This window comes from Pseudobutyrivibrio sp. UC1225, from assembly GCF_900115215.1.
Taxonomy (GTDB): domain Bacteria; phylum Bacillota; class Clostridia; order Lachnospirales; family Lachnospiraceae; genus Pseudobutyrivibrio.
Window position 1 is genome coordinate 188,712 of record NZ_FOVQ01000001.1, and the last position, 19,329, is coordinate 208,040.

The window sequence follows — 19,329 nt, forward strand, 5'->3', positions numbered from 1 at the left end:
CTCTGTATTATTTGAAAATTCTTGTCTTCATACTGTATCCGTATTTCTTGTATTTTGCATCAGTAAGAACCTGACCAAGACCGCGGACACATGATTCCTGAGGCTCATCGATAGCATTAACCTTAATGTTTGTAACCTCAGAGAATAAATCTGTAAGCTGATGAAGCTGAGATGTACCACCTGTAAGATAAATTCCAGAATGTACAATATCTTTTGCAAGTTCTGGTGGAACCTTCTCAAGAATAAGCTTTACATTTGTGCAGAAACTCTCTAAATCGCTCTTGATTGCATTGTAAATAACGTCACTTTCAATCTCCATTTCGATTGGAAGGCCACTTACAACATCACGACCTACTACAGTAAGCTTCTCTCCTCTGCCTTCGACTGCAGAACCGATTTCCTCTTTAAGCTGCTTTGCTGTCTTCTGACCAATAACAAGGTTATAGTTTCTCTTGAGATATGTAACGATGGATTCATCAATCTGGTTTCCACCGAATGGTAAAAGCTCAGATAAAACAAGTCCACCAAGAGAAATAACAGAAATTTCTGTTGTATCTGCACCTAAGTCTACTACCATAACACCTGTAGGCTCAGATACATCAAGTCCCATTCCGATAGCGCATGCGATTGGCTTCTCGCATACTTTGATGGAATGTGGTTTATTCTTTGATTTGCTGAATAAGTCTGAGAATGCTTTCTTCTCTACTTCTGTAATATCTGTAGGAACAGCTACAACAATATCTGCTCCCTTGATTTTTCCCTTAAGTTCCTTCTCGAGTACTTCGAAAAGCATAGTCTGCATATTATCAAAATCAGCAATAACACCTGAAACGATTGGGAAGGAAACCTCAATTGTATCAGGAGCCTTTTCATACATTGAATAAGCGCTGTCTCCGTATGCGTACATCTGATTTTTATTTACAATAGCAATAGTATTTTTAATGTTAATTGTCTGACTGTTAGAACCACTGAAAATTTTAAGATTCTGTGTTCCTATATCAATACCGAATGAACCTGGCATAACTTTCCTCCAAAAAATATTTTAGTAAAAAACCATAATCAATAAAATTTTAGCACAGTTGACTAGGGTTCACAAGGTTGCTGTTTACAAGTTTTTGCAGGGATTTAAGGATACCAAGCTTAGCGTGATTCCATGTTAATCCACCTTGGAAAAATGCAGTATATGGTGCTCTAAGCGGACCATCTGCAGAAAGTTCGATGGAAGAACCCTGAACAAAGGCACCTGCTGCCATTATAACCTGGCTATCATAGCCCGGCATATCCCATGGCTCTGGTGTAACGTATGAATCTACAGGTGCTGCAGCCTGAATTCCTTCACAGAAAGCTATAAGGCCTTCCGGCTTGTTGAAGGTAACAGCCTGAATTATGTCGTAGCGAGGTTCTGTTGCATTTGGGATGCAAAGGAAACCTAATTTCTCATAGAGATTTGCAGCAAAAATTGCACCCTTTAAAGCGCCTGCTACTACTGTTGGAGCAAGGAAAAATCCCTGATAGAAGGATTGCATGATGCCAAGTGATGCGCCAACTTCTTTACCGAGACCTGGACTTGTAAGTCTGTGAGCGGCGTTTTCTACGCAAGCCTTTGTTCCAACAATATAACCACCAATTGGGGCAAGACCGCCACCTGGATTTTTAATAAGTGAACCAACACACATATCAGCTCCTACTTCTGTAGGTTCTATTTTCTCAACAAACTCACCGTAGCAGTTATCAACCATGCAGATAATGTCTGGCTTAATTCCCTTGATAAATGAGATAAGTTCTCCTATTGCCTCAACAGAAAGTGTAGGGCGATTTGCGTATCCCTTTGAACGCTGGATAGTAACAAGCTTAGTACGTTCGTTTATTGCTGCCTTTATACCATCAAAATCAAAACCACCGCCTTCAAGTAAATCTACCTGAGCGTATGTGATTCCATATTCAGCAAGTGAACCATTTGAAGGACGAATACCAATAACCTCTTCCAATGTGTCATATGGCTTTCCTACAGGCGATAAAAGCTCGTCACCAGGACGTAAATTACTCATAAGAGCAAGTGCAAGTGCGTGTGTACCACATGTAATCTGTGGACGAACAAGTGCATCTTCTGTCTTGAATACAGATGCATATACCTTTTCAAGAGTATCTCGTCCCACATCATCATAACCATAACCAGTGGATGTATTAAAGCACTCTGCAGCTACTCGATGTTCCTGCATAGCCTTGATAACCTTTAATTGATTGTACTCTGCCACTTCATCGATTTCCTTGAAACGTGCTTCAAGAGAATCAATAACAGATGCACCGAAATTAAAAACTTCATTTGAAATTCCAAATTCTTTATAAATATTTAACACCTTATATAATTCCTTTCTCTTTTAAGGTTTGTAGAATTTTATCTAAAAGTTGTTTTTCTGTTTTTAAGTCAGTTTTATCCAGCCAAACAACCTCTTTTTCTCTTCTAAACCATGTAAGCTGACGCTTTGCATAGTTTCTTGAATTCTTTTTTATCAATTCAAGAGCCTCTTCAAGGGACATTTCTCCATTAAGACTCGCTATGATTTCTTTATAGCCAATTCCATCCATAGAAGTCATGCCAGGCTTGCAACCTTCTTCAAGAAGTGATTTTACTTCTTCAAGCAAACCTGCTTCCGCCATCTTGTCTACTCTCAAATCTATGCGATTATACAACAGTTCCCTATCATCATTTAATACAAAATATGCAAAATTATAAGGACTAATTCTGTCTCTTTCACGCTTGTTATGTACGGAGAACTGTTCTCCAGTTTGTTTGAAGTATTCCAAAGCTCTTATTACACGCTTTCGATTGTTTGCAGGAATGGATTCAGCTGATTCGGGATCAACTTGTCTTAGCTTTTCCAAAAGAGCTTCATTTCCATTCTCATCAGCGTATTTTTCGAGAGAACTACGATATTCCTGATCAATTTCCTGATCAGTAAACTGTATATCATAAAGTATAGCCTGTATATAAAAGCCAGTACCACCGCAAATGATTGGCACTTTTCCCTTTGCATAGATTTTCTCCATTGCAGCAAGGACCATTTCCTTAAAGCGTACAACATGGAAATCCTCCTGTGGTTCGATAACATCAATCAAATGATGAACTACACCGTCCATTTCTTCTGGCATTATCTTTGCGGTTCCGATATCCATTCGCTTATATACCTGCATACAGTCAGCAGAAATAATCTCGCCATTTATAGCCTTGGCGAGATTAATTGAAAGTGAAGTTTTACCAACTGCTGTTGGGCCAGTAAGTACTACTAAGTTTTTCATTAAATAATCCTTTTAAACTTTTTACCAAGCTCATATTCGGAAAAAGATATCATTGTTGGTCTGCCATGAGGACAATGATATGGGTTATCCAAATCTAAAAGCTCATCAATAAGTGTTTTGATTTCTGGAATGGAAAGTCTGTTGTTTCCCTTGACTGCCGCCTTACATGACATAGAGGCAACTTTTTCAATAATCATATCAAAGGAATCACTTGCCTTATATGACTGGCAATCTGCCAAAACTTCAAGGAAAAAGGCTTTTGGGTCGAGATTTAAAAGATTTCCTGGAATTCCGTTAATAGCAAGCTCATTGCCACCAAAGGATTCTACTCTATATCCCAGTTTTTCAAAAGCTTCTCTGTAATTTTCAAAGAGCAGCACATCCTGAGGTGAAAGTGAAACAATAACAGGAGGACTTATCATTTGAGAAGTCATCTCATTATTTTTCAGGCGTGCCATGGTTTTCTCAAAGAGTACCTTTTCATGTGCAGCATGCTGGTCGATTATATACATATTTTTGTCGTACTCTACTATCCAATATGTATCAAATACCTGACCTATAATTTTATGTTCTTTAACAGCTTCCTTGTTTAGGAAACTGATTTGTTCATATTTTTCTCCGCCACGATTCTTTTCAGCAAACTTCTTTTCGTAAGGAGTATCGCTGTGAATCTGTGCAGTGATAGACTGCTTTATTTTTTCGAGCCTGTCTCTCTCAAAAGGTTCTGGAGTTTTAACAGGCTTTGGAGGAGGAATAACCTCTGTTTCTGGAGAAGACATTGAAGATGAAGTATTGAATTCAGGTTGTAGTTCTACCTTTGATGTATTTATAGGTTGCTGAATTATAGGCTGAGGCTTTACAACTGGTTCATCTATATGGGTCTCTAATACATCTTCTCTTTTTCTAAGACGCTGATTAATTATTTTTGTTAGAAGCTCGCATATTTGAGCTTCATTCTCAAAACGTACCTCCTGTTTTGTAGGGTGCACATTTACATCCACAGCTGAATCCGTAAATGCGATATTTATTACGAAAAATGGATACTGATGTCCCATTAAAAATCCGTAGTAGCCTTCTTCACAGGCACGAGATAAATTATTGCTTTTTATATATCTGCTATTAACGAAGAAGTGTTCAAAGGCTCTATTTCCTCTAGCTATAATAGATTGTCCTATAAATCCGTTAATAGAAACCTTTTCATCCTTGTAATCTAAATCCAAAACATTGGAAGCTATCTGACGTCCATATATCTGATAAATGGTATCTGAAAGAGAGCCATTTCCAGAAGTCATTAGTTTTTCTTTGCCATTTAGAATAAATTTAAATGAAATCTCTGGATGTGAAAGTGCTAAATGCTCAACAACATCAAATACATAGCTTCCTTCAGTACTTTCAGATTTCAAGAATTTCTTTCTGGCAGGAGTATTATAAAACAACTGTCGTACTATAAAGGTTGTGCCATCAGGTGCTCCCACATCTGTAAGAGAAATCTCTTTGGCCCCCTCGATAATATAGCTGGCACCAAGAAGAGAATCCTTTGTCTTTGTGATTAATTCGACTTTTGAAACAGCAGAAATACTTGATAAAGCTTCACCTCTAAAACCTAGTGAACGAACGTTGTCCAAATCGACTGCTGATGAAATTTTAGACGTAGAATGACGAAGGAACGCAATCTGAATCTGGTCTTTATCAATTCCAGAACCATTATCGGTTATACGAAGATACTCTATTCCACCACCTTTAATTTCAACAGAAATAGCTGTTGCACCTGCATCAATACTGTTTTCGATTAACTCTTTTGCGACAGAAGCTGGTCTTTCTACTACCTCACCAGCGGCAATCTTATCGATTGTTTCCTGACTAAGTAAATTAATTTTTCCCATTATTCATTAACCTTATTGTGAAACTCAAATAGTATATTCATAGCTTCAAGCGGAGTGATTTTTGTAACATCAAGCTCCCTTAAACCAGCTATTATTTCAGCTTCGTTTTCTGATATGGTTACCCCTTCAAGAGATTTTAACTTCTCTTCTACCTGTTCTCTGATAGAAATTCTGTCAGAAACAGCTGCTATATCGTTTTCATTTAGCGAGTTGACGATAGTTCTTGCACGGCTAAGAACTTCTTCTGGTAAGCCTGCAAGTCGTGCTACCTGAATACCATAGCTCTGGTCAGCACCACCAGGAATGATTTTTCTAAGGAAGATAATATCTTCACCTAATTCCTGAACAGCGATGCAATAATTATGTACACCTTTTATCTGACCTTCAAGCTCTGTAAGCTCGTGATAGTGGGTCGCAAAAAGGGTCTTTGCACCAATTTGGTAGGCGATATGCTCTACCACCGACCACGCAATAGAAAGACCATCGTAGGTAGATGTTCCTCTACCGATTTCATCCAAAATTAAAAGTGATTTACTGGTAGCATTATGAAGAATATTAGCAACCTCATTCATTTCCACCATGAAGGTAGACTGACCGGTAGATAAATCATCGCTGGCACCTACTCGGGTAAAGATACGGTCAACAACACCAATCTGCGCAGAGGCTGCTGGTACAAAGCTTCCTATCTGTGCCATAAGAACAATAAGTGCAACCTGACGCATGTATGTAGATTTACCAGCCATGTTTGGTCCCGTGATGATTGCTATTGTTCTTGAGTCGATATCAAGTTCACAGTCGTTTGAAATAAACTGATCTGCGTTAATCATCTGCTCTACAACAGGATGACGTCCATCCTTGATATCGATGATTCCTCTATTATCAATTATCGGACGTACATAGTGATTTTTTTCTGCAACTACAGCCATTGAAATAATTGCATCTAATAATGCAATAGCCTTGGCAGTAATCTGAATTCTGTCAACGTTTGAAGCAATAGTATCTCTGACTGTTTTGAAGAACTCGTACTCGATTGTGTTAAGACGGTCCTCGGCGCCGAGAATACTGTCTTCAAGCTCCTTTAATTCAGGAGTGTAATATCTCTCGGCATTAGCAAGGGTCTGCTTTCTAACGTAGTAATCAGGAACTAAATCCTTATATGAATTTGTAACCTCAAGATAGAAACCAAACACCTTGTTGAATTTGATTTTAAGGTTTTTAATACCAGTTTTTTCTCTTTCCTTTGCCTCTAAATCTGCGAGCCACTGTTTACCATCCACCTTTGCAGCACGAAGTCTGTCTACTTCTTCATTAAAGCCTGACTTGATAATGTCTCCATCTCTTGAAGAAATTGGAGGCTCATCATCGATAGCTGAATCTATGAGCTCAAATAAGTCCTTCATGTCATCAATATTTGAATTAGTATCCTCTAAGAGATGACAATGAAAGCCTGAAAGCAAAGTCTTAATTGGTGTAAGCATACCAATAGACTGCTTAAAAGCAATTAAATCACGTGGATTAGCCGACTGATAGGTAATCTTAGTGATTAGGCGCTCTAAATCATAAACTGAAGAAAGGTATTCTCTAAGTTCTTCTCTATCTATGAGAGATTCATTAATTTCAGAAATGGCATCCTGACGCTTAATAATCTCATCTACAGATACAAGAGGCTGCTCAATAAAGCTTTTAAGCTGTCGTGCTCCCATGGCGGTTTTTGTCTTATCCAAAACCCAAAGAAGTGAGCCACGCTTTTGCTTGTCTCTCATGGTCTCAGTAAGCTCTAAATTTCTTCTTGTTGAGTTATCAAGAAGCATATACTTTCCATCTGTATATGGAGTGATATGTGTAAGGTGAGCAAGCTCTGTCTTTTGTGTTTCTTTAAGGTAACTGAGAAGTGCGCCTGCTGCTATTCGACCATAGGAAAAATCCATTAATCCAAGTCCCTCTAAAGAATGGGCATGGAAGTGATTTAACAACTCTCTTGTAGAAAGTGTATCGTCGTAGAAAGATTCATCCAACTGTGATAAAGCACTTTCGATTTTCTGCGAAACCTCAGAAATATCAATGCCTGATTCAAAAATAGATTTTGAATAAATAATTTCTGCAGGATTGAATTTATAAAGCTCATCAATAAGCTTTCTTATACTGTCTACTTCTGTAAGATAAAAGTCTGCTGTGGAAATATCACAGGAACTTACGCCAAAAATGCCTCTGTTATAGAAGATGGACATAATATAATTATTACTGCCCTCGTCAAGTGCCATCTGGTCGATATTAGTTCCAGGAGTAACAACTCTGATTACTTCTCTTTTAACAAGACCTTTTGCTTCCTTAGGATCTTCTACCTGCTCGCAAATAGCTACCTTATAGCCACGGCTAACAAGTCTGTTTATATATGAATCTGCAGCGTGAAAAGGAACACCACACATAGGCGCACGTTCTTCCATACCACATGATTTACCTGTAAGTGTAAGTTCTAATTCTCTTGAGGCTGTTTTAGCATCTTCAAAAAACATCTCATAAAAATCACCTAAACGGTAAAATAAGATACAATCTTCATATTCTGCTTTAGTTTTAAGATACTCCTGCATCATTGGAGTGTATTCTGCCACTATTTATTCCCACCTTATTCTATAAATTATGATTTGCTATCACAGCTTCAGCGACCTTAAGTCCATCCATGGCTGCAGATGTGATACCGCCTGCAAATCCAGCTCCTTCACCACAAGGATACAATCCTTTGATATTGGATTGGAACTGCTCATCTCTGTTAATTCTTACTGGTGATGAGGTTCTGCTTTCAACACCGGAAAGAATTGCATCATATCTATCGAATCCCTTTATTTTAGTACCAAAATGACCCATTGCGTCAATAATAGATTGATTAATTTCCTGAGAAAATATCTCAGAAAGAAGTCCAAAGGCTGTTTTTCCCTTAGTTTCAGAAGAAAAATCGCCATATGCCTTTGATAAACGATTCTCTTTAAAATCGCCGTAAAGCTGCTGTGGAATCAATCCATTGGCAAGAGTAAAGGCCTTGCTTTCTATATTGCGCTGGAATTCGATTCCGGCAAGAGGATTACTTTTATCAAATTCTGTTGCGCCAACGGATACAACAATAGCACTGTTGGCATTATGACTATCTCGTTTTGAATAGCTCATTCCGTTAACCACTAAGCGGTTTTCTTCGGATGAAGAATTAACAACGAACCCTCCTGGACACATACAGAAGGAATATACTCCTCGTCCATTTTCAAGATTATGTGCAAGCTTATAAGGGGCTGGCTCAAGCTGGTTAAACTTAGGACCGTACATGGTCTCAGAAATCATTGCCTGAGGATGTTCTATTCTAAATCCAACTGCAAAATCTTTTGCTTCCATATCAAAGCCAAGGTCATAAAGAGTTTTGAATGTATCTCTTGCACTGTGGCCAATTGCTAGTACTACAGAATCACTGTAGTAGGTTTCGCCTTTTGATATAACACCCTTAATTTTACTATCTTCAATAACAAAGCTATCTACCTGAGCTTCAAAATGGAATTCTCCGCCAAGCTTGATAATTTCATTACGCATACTGGCAATAACCTGTTTTAAAATATCTGTACCAATGTGTGGTTTGCCATCATATAAAATGTTTGAAGGAGCACCAAACTTAACAAAGGTCTCTAGTACAAATTTGTTTCTACCAAGCTTGTCATTAACAAGTGTATTAAGCTTTCCATCAGAAAAAGTTCCGGCACCACCCTCTCCAAACTGTACATTTGAAGATGTATTTAAAACACCGGTCTCCCAAAACTCTAAGATGTCTTTTGTTCTGTCATCAACCTTTTTACCACGTTCAAAAACAATTGGATTCATGTTGTTTAGCGCAAATATGTAAGCGGCAAAAAGTCCAGCAGGACCTGCACCAACCACGATTGGACGTGATGAATTATAATTTGTTGAAGGTAATGCATAAACCTTTGGCTTATACGTATTTACGTTATTGTCTTTTGAACACTTTTTTAAGACCTTAGACTCTAAAGAATTGTCTAAGGTGACTGCAACAGAATAAACGAAAAATAAATCAGGCTTTTTTCTAGCATCAATAGAACGCTTTAAAATTTGATATTCTCTTATATCCTTTTCATTTACTCTGAGTTTCTTTGCTATAGCGCTAATTATTTGGTTATCTTTTGCTGAAATATCTAGCTTCAGCTGGTCAATTTTAATCATTTACACCTCTTCAATAATTGCCTTTGCAGCCTTTGAAGCTGAAAGGTATGCCCATGTAAGATTATAACCACCACAAATTCCATCTACATCAAGAACTTCTCCAGTAAAGTAAAGACCTTTACAATTTTTTGACTCCATACTGTCTAATTCAATACCATCTAGCTCAACACCTCCGGCAGTAACCTGTGAGTTGTCAAAGCCTTTTGTTCCTTCTAGACTAACAGTAAAATGCTTGAAATAATAAACCAAATTATCTATATCTTCATCATCAAGCTTTGAAACAACGGTATCTCCGTAAATACGTGCGTAACTTACCACGGTCTGGATTACCTTTTCATTTGAGATACCATTTAAAGCTGCTAGAATGGTTGCATTATTGTTGTGTGAAAATCTTTTCTTAAGCTCTTCTTTTAGCTCATCTTCTGACATAAAGTAAGCAAAATCAATTGATATATCAGAGAGCTTCTTATCAAGCTCATCAAAACCTATATATCTGCTAATGCACATAACAGGATAGCCTGAAATACCATCTTTATTAAACTGTATTTCGCCCTCGCAGGAGGTATCTCTGTATGAAACCATCCCCAATGCTCTCACGCCGGCTAAATCCTTAAGACATATATCCTTAGAAACTACGCCCACCAATGCAGGAGCAAGCTTTGTGACTTTCATTTTAAACTTAGTGGCCATCTTGTAACCGAATTTAGATGATCCTAGAGTCGCTGCAGATAATCCACCGGAAGCCACACATACCTTTTTAGCTTTAATTACTGTTCTATGGGTAGTAACTGTAAAAACATCATCTTTTGAAATATCTGTAACACGATTATCTAAGAATACATCAATTCCAAGAGCGATAATTTCATTTTCCAAAGCATCTCTTACTGTTTTAGCCTGATTGGTGATTGGATAATAATATCCATCAAAATCTCTTTCAATTACACCTAATTCTCGCAAGAAATCTATTAAATCGTCATGATAATCTTCCATAAAGGAAAGGTCATGCTGACTGTAATAATAATCACTACTCATACGTCTATTGGTAAAATTACATCTTCCGTTACCAGTAGATAATATGCGTCTTCCAACGACTCTGTTAAGTTCTGCTAAACATACCAAAAGACCTGCTCTTGCAAGCTTAATTGCAAGAACAAGTCCTGAGAATCCAGCACCAACTATACAGACATCGTAAAGCTTTTCGTTGTTATCCATATAATTTACCTCAATAAATGTAAGCTATAGGCAATACTGCATAGCTTAGCTCCGCCTGGGAATTTCATTAAGGTCTCTTCGTCTATACCTTTAAAAATGAACATAGAGACAAAGTAAACGATAACTCCAGCAATAATAGAGACAATACATCCTACAAAATTAGCAACACCTGCTGAAGCACTTAATGAAACCAGACCATTAATCAATCTGTAAACTAAGTATACTATAACACCCATAAGTGCACTTGCTTCAAGTGGAGCAAGAAATACTTTTTTGATATCAATATTTGCGCCTGAAAATTTCAGTACAGCAGATTGATTCAAAAAGCACATAAGCAGGGCGTAAAATGCATTTGCGATAATTACAGCGTAAATATGCAGATCAAAGACTTCTAGTAGTACGAATAAAAAGGCAACATGTGCCACTAGGGCTATTAATGCATTTTTTACAGGGATAGTCATTTTATCTATACCCTGTAAAATACCATTTGATAGTGTAGATAAAGAATAGAAAATAATGGAGCAACCACCTATCATAAGCATTAGTCCAGAAGATTTTTCTGAATCACTGAATAAAAGCTGCATTATTGGTGAAGCTAAAACCATCATACCTACGCAACATGGAAATGCTATAACCATGACAAATCTGTTGGCCATATTAATCTGCTTTTTAACCAGTGCAGCGTCATTTGAATGAAAAGCTGCAGTCAAGCTTGGAACAGTAGATGCTGCCATAGCAGATGCAATGGCCAAAGGTACATTTATAAGTACCTTATACTGACCAGTAAATACACCCCAGCTTTCGCTGATAAGAGTGGCATCATGTCCTTGTGCAAGGGCAATATTTTTATAAATACCCTGATCAATAATAGAGCTGATATTATAAACCGTTGTACTTAAAAGTACAGGGATAATAGTCATTACAAGGGCGGACATTATCTCGCCATATCCTTCAGTATTTCTGTGCTTATCTTTTTTCATCATTTTATTAAATACTTTTTTGAAAGCGAAAAAGATAAACAAAACAAAAATCAAAGCAAAGGCTGCTCCTGAAGCAGTACCCAGTGTACCACCTGCAGCACCGAAAGCCGCAGCATAACCCTTTTCATTTCCTAGAACACCACCAACTTTTTTTCCATAACTAAATAGAATGTGAGCAGCTACTACAGATACTATAGCGTTGACAATCTGCTCTCCTATTTGTGATATAGCACTTGGTATCATAGAGCCAAGGCCCTGGAAAAATCCACGAAATACACCAAGAATAGCAACCACTAATAATGTTGGAGCCAAAACCTTTAAAGCTATGGCTGACAGTGGAGTCTTTAAAAGTGAACCTGTAAAAAATTCTGCACCAAAGAATACTATTAGTGATGCACTAACACCTGTTATAAACGCAAAAAGAAGGGCGCCGTGCAAAACCTTGTTTGCGTCTTTTACGTGCCCTTTTGCCATTCTTGCAGAAACCAGCTTGGAAACAGCAAGTGGAATACTGTAAGAAGAAATAAGCAATATTATATTGTATACCTCATATGCGGTACCATAGTAGTCGTTTCCGATTTTGCCTATAATAGCCTTAAGTGGGACTCTGTACATGAGTCCCACAATACGGCTTATTATTGATGCCATTGCAAGGATACTGCCCTGCATAAGAAACTTGGTATCGCTACGTTTGTTTCTTGTAGTCATAAATTAATTATTTTGCCTTACTAAAATCATTTTTGTTTGCATAGAATACATTCTCATCACTGTAATCATGCTGGCAAGCCTGAATCCATGTTGTACCAATATTTAACTGGATTTCCTCGCCTGTAGCTAAGTCATAATAATGAGTGATATCACTATCACCATCCTTTGACCAAGCAATGTCAATCATCTTACCATTTGTGATGTATTTTCCAGTACCTGTGTTGTAAGAAAGAAGATATCCAAGATACTCAGATCCCTGATAAATCCACCAAGCTACATCCTCAATGATAATGTTCTTAGCAGTAAGCTGCTTACCTGTTGTAGCATCTACCTGCTTCTGATTGAACTCATATCTGTAATATAATCCATCATCCTCGTTGTAAATCCAATAAGGCTTGTTTGTGTAATAGTACATCTGAATTGCCTGGCAATCTTCACCGTTTTCAAGGTTGTTGCCATTCTGAGCAAACTTGAAATGTGGCTCATAGTTTGCAGGTAATGTCATATCATACTTCATCTTCTCAAGACCAATTCCGATACCATCGGAGTTAGTGTATAAAGTATGCTCGCTCTTACCAGTTCTGTATGTAGCAGCACTACCTTTTTTACCTTCAAGCTTAAGTGCATTAAGGTTTTCTACGAGGCCACCGTCAATAAGCTCAAATGCTGCTGGATTTCCACCTGCATGCATGTAAACAGCATCGTATTCACTTGCAAAATATACATAATAAGGTCTTGCACTTCTAACGTTACCAATCTGGTCAAGACCAGTGTAGTCATCAAAAATAGCCATCATACGAGTGATGCCACCCTCAACTACACATTCATAAATAACCCCTGCATTTCCAATACCGTACTGAGGCAAACATGCCTTTGTGTTCTCAATCATAACTGCGACTGGACGCTGTCTTCCATATTTGGGATCAACCCATTCGCCATTAAGGTAGCTTCGAACCCTTCCATCCTCGGATACCTGATCCCAAAATGCTGCGGAATCATCGAGAACCTCAACGTCTTGCTCTTCCTCCGCAACTGGTGCATCATCAACATCAGTTACAGCGACTTCTTCATCTTTCTTACCGCAGGCAACAAGAGAAGTTACCATTGTAAGAATAAGCATTGCAGATACTACCCTTTTTTTCATAGATTAGTGTCTCCTTTTCTTAGTCTCGAGATATTTTTAGAATATCTAAAATCTCTCTTTGTTTTTCTTCCATAACAGTCGCTTCAGCCTCTGTCATGTGATCAAACCCAAATAAATGTAACATACTATGGGCTATAAGGAAAGCATACTCTCGGAGTACTGAATGGCCGTATTCTTCAGCCTGAGATAAAATTCTAGGAACTGAAAGAACGATATCTCCAAGAATAACTTCACCTGTTTCAGGATTAAATAAATCGTCATCGTTTTCGATTTCATCAAAAACACCTGGCGCTGGATATTCAATCATTGGGAATGAAAGAACATCTGTTGGAGCATCTATTCCTCGAAACTCCTTATTAATGGCGTGAATACCATCATTATCAGTAATTGTAATACTAATCTCTGCTTCAAATGGGAATTTGAGATGATCAATTGCTGTATTAATTACATCTTTTGCGATTTTTTCATAGTCAAAATCAAAGTCAAATTCACATTCGCTTTCAATTAAAATTGTCATGCTAAAATATCCTCATTAGCTAAAATATTTCGAATCACTAGAAACTGATTCATTGAAAGAGTTGAATTATCATAAAATCCTTTTTGAGATAATTCATTAATTGTTTGGTAAATTACCATGTTTTGATTCCAGGCACTGCTCATTGAATCTTTATCAAAAAGCTCGACCTTTGTAACAACTGAATCAACCATATGTACAATGGCAGATTCTTTAGAACTAGGTAAATATATTATGCCACCATATTCCGCAAGTATCTGAATCACATCACTTGGAAAGCAATAATCATTTGCAATTTTTAAGGCGTTATCTATCATTGGCTCGCCTTCTATTTTACCAAGTCGATAGTAAAATCCACCACAGGCAGCAAGTTCAGAATTAGCATTTATGGCCTCGGCACATTTACGAGATAAAATGGAAACCCTGCTGGCATGCTGATATTCAATAAATGAAAAATTCCTGATGTCCTGAACTAATGTGTAATCCTGGCTTAGGAACATTTCGTAATTACTGTGTTGTGTTTTTTCTACGTAAGTCTTGAACAGTGGTACCAGGCAAATGGTAAGACCGCTTGCTATAAAGCCATCAACAAGACCAAAAAACAAAACTGATAGAGAAAGTTCCAGGTAATTAAAATAATAAAATATTACAGAAATAACTGTTGTAACTGCAAAAATAAGAATTAAAATGTACAGTCTCTCAAGCCCTTCTTTTTCTTTGAAAAGCTGAGCAAAAACTGTGCCAAATGCAACAAGGGTGATGTAGCATAGAACAATAAAAATACTATAGTCCAGACAGATGGAAGTAACCACCACCATGTATAGACTTAGTACATTTGACAGACTGTCATCAAAAACTGTTTTGCAGACAATAGGCAACAATATGAATGGAGCAAAAAAATCAGGCGCAAGAATAGCGCATAAAAACGTAATAATCCATGCCAATAAAACTACAAAAGTAATTTTACCGTATGTAATATAGTTAAATTCTGGAAGCGCCCCTTCTAATCTTTTTCTAATGAGAAGTAAAACAAACAAAAAGAAGAAGCATACATTAATTGCCATTATGCAAATAAATTTGTCAAACAGAACGGTATTCATTAAACATAAAACTGTATTTGCAATAATGAAAATTAATGCCATTCCAATGGTATATCCAATCCTAATTGAAGAGAACCTATTGGTGTGTTTCATTATTCTACCCTTTTATTTTGCCCTTTTATTTTTACTTTCTAGTTTTTTCTCGTGTATTTCGTATGCGTTAACTATCTTTTGTACAAGTGGATGTCTTACAACGTCCTTTGAATCTAAAGTACAAATCTTTATATCATCAATATTTTTAAGAACCTTCATGGCGTCATCTAAACCGGATTTTTGACCATTTGGTAAATCCTTTTGAGTCTGATCACCTGTGATAACCGCCTTCGATCCAAAACCAATTCTTGTAAGAAACATCTTCATTTGAGCTGGTGTTGTGTTTTGTGCTTCATCTAGAATAATAAAGGAATTATCTAAAGTTCTGCCTCGCATGTACGCGAGAGGTGCAACCTCAATAAGACCTTTTTCCATATTTCTCTGGAAAGCCTCAGCTCCCATTATTTGATAAAGTGCATCATATAATGGCCTAAGGTAAGGATCAACTTTGCTCTGAAGATCACCTGGAAGGAATCCCAGCTTCTCTCCTGCTTCGATGGCTGGACGAGTAAGAATAATTCTAGAAACCTCCTCGTTTTTAAAGGCTGTGATAGCCTTTGCCATTGCAAGATATGTTTTACCAGTACCTGCAGGTCCTACACCAAAAACAATCATATTATTGCTGATGGCGTCTACATATTTTTTCTGACCAAGTGTTTTAGGGGCTACAGGCTTACCTGTCGTGGTATGGCAGATTATCTCGCCTCTGGCCTCAGAGACATCATGGCTTTCAATCTTCTCTTTTTCTATAGACATAACGTAATTTACATCCTGTGCTGTTATAATATTCCCTTTTTCAGAAAGAGCTAAAAGCTCATCGATAATGATTTTACCGTGCTCCACTCTATCCCTGTCACCTATAAGCTTGATGGCATCGTCTCTAAGAATAAAGGAGATATTCATGCCATTTTCTATAGATTTAATGTTTCTGTCAAACTGACCAAATATGTTGTCTATATGGTCAGAGGGAATACTGATATTTAAAGTAAATTCATCCATATTATTCTACAATATCAATAATCAAATCCATGTGATTGCATTTCTCAGAAGAGATAACAGTTGCATTTCTAATCATCTCTTCTGCGTGAGCAATTTTAGCCTGATCATTTGCGTGAATATAGCAAATAGGCTCACCTTTTTTGATTTCATCTCCAACCTTTTTATTTAATACAATACCAACAGCCATATCGATAACATCATCGAAAGTCTCACGTCCACCACCAAGTGACATTGAGGCAAGACCGATAGCCTCTGCCTTTATAGCATGAACATAACCGTCTGACTCTGCGTTAATAGGAACAATATGTGCAGCTGGCTTGAATTTCTTTGTATCCTTTGCAAAGGAAGAATCACCGCCCTGAGCATCAATAAATTCAACAAATTTATCAAAGGCTTTACCAGAAGCAACGGCTTCCTTCATAAGCTCTTTAGCCTTAGCTTTGTCTGTTTCAATACCAGAAAATACTATCATCTGAGAACCAAGCTCATATACGACAGTCATTAAATCCTCTGGACCATTGCCATTTAAAGCTTCGATTGCTTCAATAACCTCTAAATCATTACCTACTGCAAAACCTAAAGGCTCATCCATGTTTGTAAGAACAGCAGCAATTTTTTTATCTGCTCTCTTACCGATATCTACCATTGACTTTGCAAGTTCAAGGGCTGACTCCTTATTTTTCATAAAAGCACCGTCGCCAACAGTAACATCCAGAACGATGGCATCTGTACCAGCAGCAAGCTTCTTAGACATGATTGAACCTGTGATAAGTGAAATCTCATCAACAGTAGCTGTAACGTCTCTAAGAGCATAAAGCTTTTTATCTGCAGGAGCCAAGTTCTTAGACTGGCCTGTAACGGCAATCTTTATGCTGTTAACCTGATTGATAAACTGGTCATCTGAAAGCTCAGCGTTAAAGCCTGGAAAAGCCTCAAGCTTATCGATGGTGCCACCTGTGTGACCAAGACCTCTACCGCTCATTTTTGCAACTGGAACACCAATAGAAGCAATGATTGGACCTAAAACAAGTGTAACTTTGTCACCTACACCGCCTGTAGAATGCTTATCAATCTTTACTCCATCAATTGAAGATAAATCAAGAATATCTCCCGAATCTCTCATGGCCATTGTAAGGTCATAACGCTCTCTTACGTTCATGCCATTAAAATATATAGCCATAAGTAAGGCTGATATCTGGTAATCTGGAATATCACCTTTGGTGTAGCCGTCAATAATATGATAAATCTCCTCTGTGGAGAGCTCCTGACCTAATTTTTTCTTTTCAATCAAATCATACATTCTCATAGAAAATACCTCTAATTACTTATTTGTGATAAGGCTCGTTTTTCATAATACGCATCGCCCTATAAATTTGTTCTGATAAAATTACTCGCATAAGCTGATGAGGAAAAGTCATTTTAGAAAAGGATATTTGATAATCTGCTCTTTTTAGAACATTATCTGAAAGACCAAGAGAACCACCTATAACGAAAACAAGTGAACTTTTGCCCTGTATTCCTAAATCCTCGATGAATTTTGAGAAAGCCACAGAATCCATCTGCTTTCCTAAAATTGCAAGAGCGATTACATAATCTCGCTCATTGATATGCTTAAGAATTCTTTCACCTTCTTTGTCCTTAACAATGTCTATTTCTGTATCAGATGCATTCTCAGAAGTCTTTTCATCTGGAACCTCTGTTACCGTGACTGAACAGTATTTTGAAAGTCTTTTTACATACTCATCAATAGCGTCTCTATAAAACTTTTCTTTGATTTTTCCTACGCAAAGAATTTTAACATTCATGTATTATATTTTAGAACATTTAGTAGGATTTAACAATAGAATCACATAGATTTAGTGGTTTATATGAACAAATGGATAAAATAAAAAGGCACGCCTGCGGTGACGTGCCTTTTAAAAGGGAGAATAATGTTATGAAAAATGTATCTCTTAATGAGATAGGCTTATATTACTAATAAAATATGTATAAATAAAGTACTAATTGTGAAAAAAATGTGAACAATTTCAAGGATTATAAATATAATCCCCACGATACAAAGGACTGTTGTTTCCTTTACTATCGATAATTACCACAGTAAGAACGCTGGCACCTTTTAGGATAGGAAAAGGTTCTGTGTATAATATACCAACCTGCGCTGGGTCTGTACCATCCCAGGTATAATAAGCCTTGCATCCATCAGGTACTGTAATAGTAATATATTCCTGCTGAGTATATGTTCCAGCCTGTGGGCTGACCACTGGTGTATCAAGTGAAGGGTAAACGATATTATAGGTTTCACTTACCACTTCAGAATAATCACCAGATGGACTCAGCGATACAGCTTTCACTTCTGTAACGCCCTCTTCTAATTCAATTGCCTTTGAAAACAGTTTTCCAGATGTAGTTGGATTTTTACCATCTAAAGTATAGAAAATCTGATTATCGCTTTTGCTGGAAAGAACAAGGTATACTTCTTCGTCATAATCACCGCCTAATTCACTAAACTCTGGTGGTTGAACCACATAGTCATCAAAAAGCTTTAATATTTCTTCATTTGGAGCTTTGCTTTGAAGAGCATAAATGCTATCTGTATCTCCAATTGCTGTATAGGAATCAAGCAGATATGTATATATTTTTTTATTGGTAACATCAAGTTCCAATGCCTGAGTCAAGTATTCGATAGCTTTATCATATTCCTTGACTTTATAATACATTCTGCCTAATCCATAGATTGCTTCAAAAGAAGCATTATCAAGGTCATAGGCCTCTTGATAGAAACCTAAAGCTTTTGCATACTGCTCTTCACCCTCAGCAGCTACAGCGCTGTTCATAACGTTGTCATAAGAGTGGCTGCCGATTAATGGAATTATTATAACCATTCCTAAAATTACAATTAGAAGAAAAACTAAAAGCTTTATTAGAAAATCTTTGTTACGTATAACTGCTCCATTGTTGGTTGGTTTTTTATCAGTCTGTTGCTTTTGAGCGTTTCCAGTTGTTACAGGCTTATACACCCCAGTAGCAAAACGATTATTTTTAGCTTTATCCTTGTCTTCAACAACTCTGGAAAGAAGCTCTTCTTCTACTACATCGTAATTTGGCACAAGCTGAATAGACTCCCCACATTTTGGGCAGTATAAAAAACCTGATTCTATTTCAGCTCCGCATTTTTTACAATTCATAG

The 19,329-nt window shown here is 37.3% G+C and carries 15 protein-coding genes; all 15 read right to left on the bottom strand.

Features of this window, described 5'->3' with window-relative positions:
* Positions 1–7: 7 nt before the first annotated feature.
* The 15 genes from mreB to BMZ41_RS01045 all read right to left on the bottom strand — a co-directional run bounded on the left by mreB (position 8) and on the right by BMZ41_RS01045 (position 19,327).
* Entirely contained in the window at positions 8–1,021 is a 1,014-nt protein-coding gene (gene mreB, locus BMZ41_RS00975; protein ID WP_090166465.1) for a rod shape-determining protein, read from the bottom strand.
* Positions 1,022–1,070: 49 nt separating this feature from the next.
* Complete coding sequence (locus BMZ41_RS00980) at positions 1,071–2,357, bottom strand: methionine gamma-lyase family protein (protein WP_090526421.1); 1,287 nt, start codon at positions 2,355–2,357, stop codon at positions 1,071–1,073.
* 1 nt (position 2,358) lies between these two features.
* A complete protein-coding gene (gene miaA / locus BMZ41_RS00985; protein ID WP_090166461.1) occupies positions 2,359–3,297 on the bottom strand; it encodes a tRNA (adenosine(37)-N6)-dimethylallyltransferase MiaA in 939 nt (312 codons plus the stop codon).
* Positions 3,297–5,180: a DNA mismatch repair endonuclease MutL gene (mutL, locus tag BMZ41_RS00990; RefSeq protein ID WP_090526423.1), complete on the bottom strand. Its 1,884-nt coding sequence runs from the start codon at positions 5,178–5,180 to the stop codon at positions 3,297–3,299. Before mutL ends, miaA begins: the two co-directional genes overlap by 1 nt.
* Complete coding sequence (mutS, locus tag BMZ41_RS00995) at positions 5,180–7,789, bottom strand: DNA mismatch repair protein MutS (RefSeq protein ID WP_330386121.1); 2,610 nt, start codon at positions 7,787–7,789, stop codon at positions 5,180–5,182. The genes mutL and mutS overlap by 1 nt, the downstream gene beginning before the upstream one ends.
* A gap of 19 nt (positions 7,790–7,808) precedes the next feature.
* Positions 7,809–9,392 carry an NAD(P)/FAD-dependent oxidoreductase gene (locus BMZ41_RS01000; protein WP_090526424.1) on the bottom strand — a complete coding sequence of 528 codons (1,584 nt, stop codon included), beginning with the start codon at positions 9,390–9,392 and terminating at the stop codon, positions 7,809–7,811.
* Positions 9,393–10,604 carry an aminoacetone oxidase family FAD-binding enzyme gene (locus tag BMZ41_RS01005; RefSeq protein ID WP_090526426.1) on the bottom strand — a complete coding sequence of 404 codons (1,212 nt, stop codon included), beginning with the start codon at positions 10,602–10,604 and terminating at the stop codon, positions 9,393–9,395.
* A 5-nt stretch (positions 10,605–10,609) separates the two neighbouring features.
* Positions 10,610–12,292: a putative polysaccharide biosynthesis protein gene (locus BMZ41_RS01010; RefSeq protein WP_090526428.1), complete on the bottom strand. Its 1,683-nt coding sequence runs from the start codon at positions 12,290–12,292 to the stop codon at positions 10,610–10,612.
* Between the two features lie 7 nt (positions 12,293–12,299).
* Complete coding sequence (locus BMZ41_RS01015) at positions 12,300–13,436, bottom strand: DUF3048 domain-containing protein (protein ID WP_090166453.1); 1,137 nt, start codon at positions 13,434–13,436, stop codon at positions 12,300–12,302.
* A gap of 19 nt (positions 13,437–13,455) precedes the next feature.
* Complete coding sequence (ybeY, locus tag BMZ41_RS01020) at positions 13,456–13,953, bottom strand: rRNA maturation RNase YbeY (RefSeq protein ID WP_090526430.1); 498 nt, start codon at positions 13,951–13,953, stop codon at positions 13,456–13,458.
* Complete coding sequence (locus BMZ41_RS01025; protein ID WP_177184127.1) at positions 13,950–15,092, bottom strand: hypothetical protein; 1,143 nt, start codon at positions 15,090–15,092, stop codon at positions 13,950–13,952. Before BMZ41_RS01025 ends, ybeY begins: the two co-directional genes overlap by 4 nt.
* A gap of 63 nt (positions 15,093–15,155) precedes the next feature.
* Complete coding sequence (locus tag BMZ41_RS01030; protein ID WP_090166447.1) at positions 15,156–16,142, bottom strand: PhoH family protein; 987 nt, start codon at positions 16,140–16,142, stop codon at positions 15,156–15,158.
* Between the two features lies 1 nt (position 16,143).
* A complete protein-coding gene (locus BMZ41_RS01035) occupies positions 16,144–17,448 on the bottom strand; it encodes a pyrimidine-nucleoside phosphorylase (protein WP_177184128.1) in 1,305 nt (434 codons plus the stop codon).
* Positions 17,449–17,467: 19 nt separating this feature from the next.
* Positions 17,468–17,947 (bottom strand): 23S rRNA (pseudouridine(1915)-N(3))-methyltransferase RlmH, encoded by a 480-nt coding sequence (gene rlmH, locus BMZ41_RS01040; RefSeq protein WP_090166445.1) that lies wholly within the window; start codon positions 17,945–17,947, stop codon positions 17,468–17,470.
* A 222-nt stretch (positions 17,948–18,169) separates the two neighbouring features.
* The gene (locus BMZ41_RS01045; RefSeq protein ID WP_090166443.1) at positions 18,170–19,327 is read right to left on the bottom strand and encodes a chitobiase/beta-hexosaminidase C-terminal domain-containing protein; all 1,158 of its coding nucleotides are present in this window, start codon (positions 19,325–19,327) and stop codon (positions 18,170–18,172) included.
* Positions 19,328–19,329 lie beyond the last annotated feature (2 nt).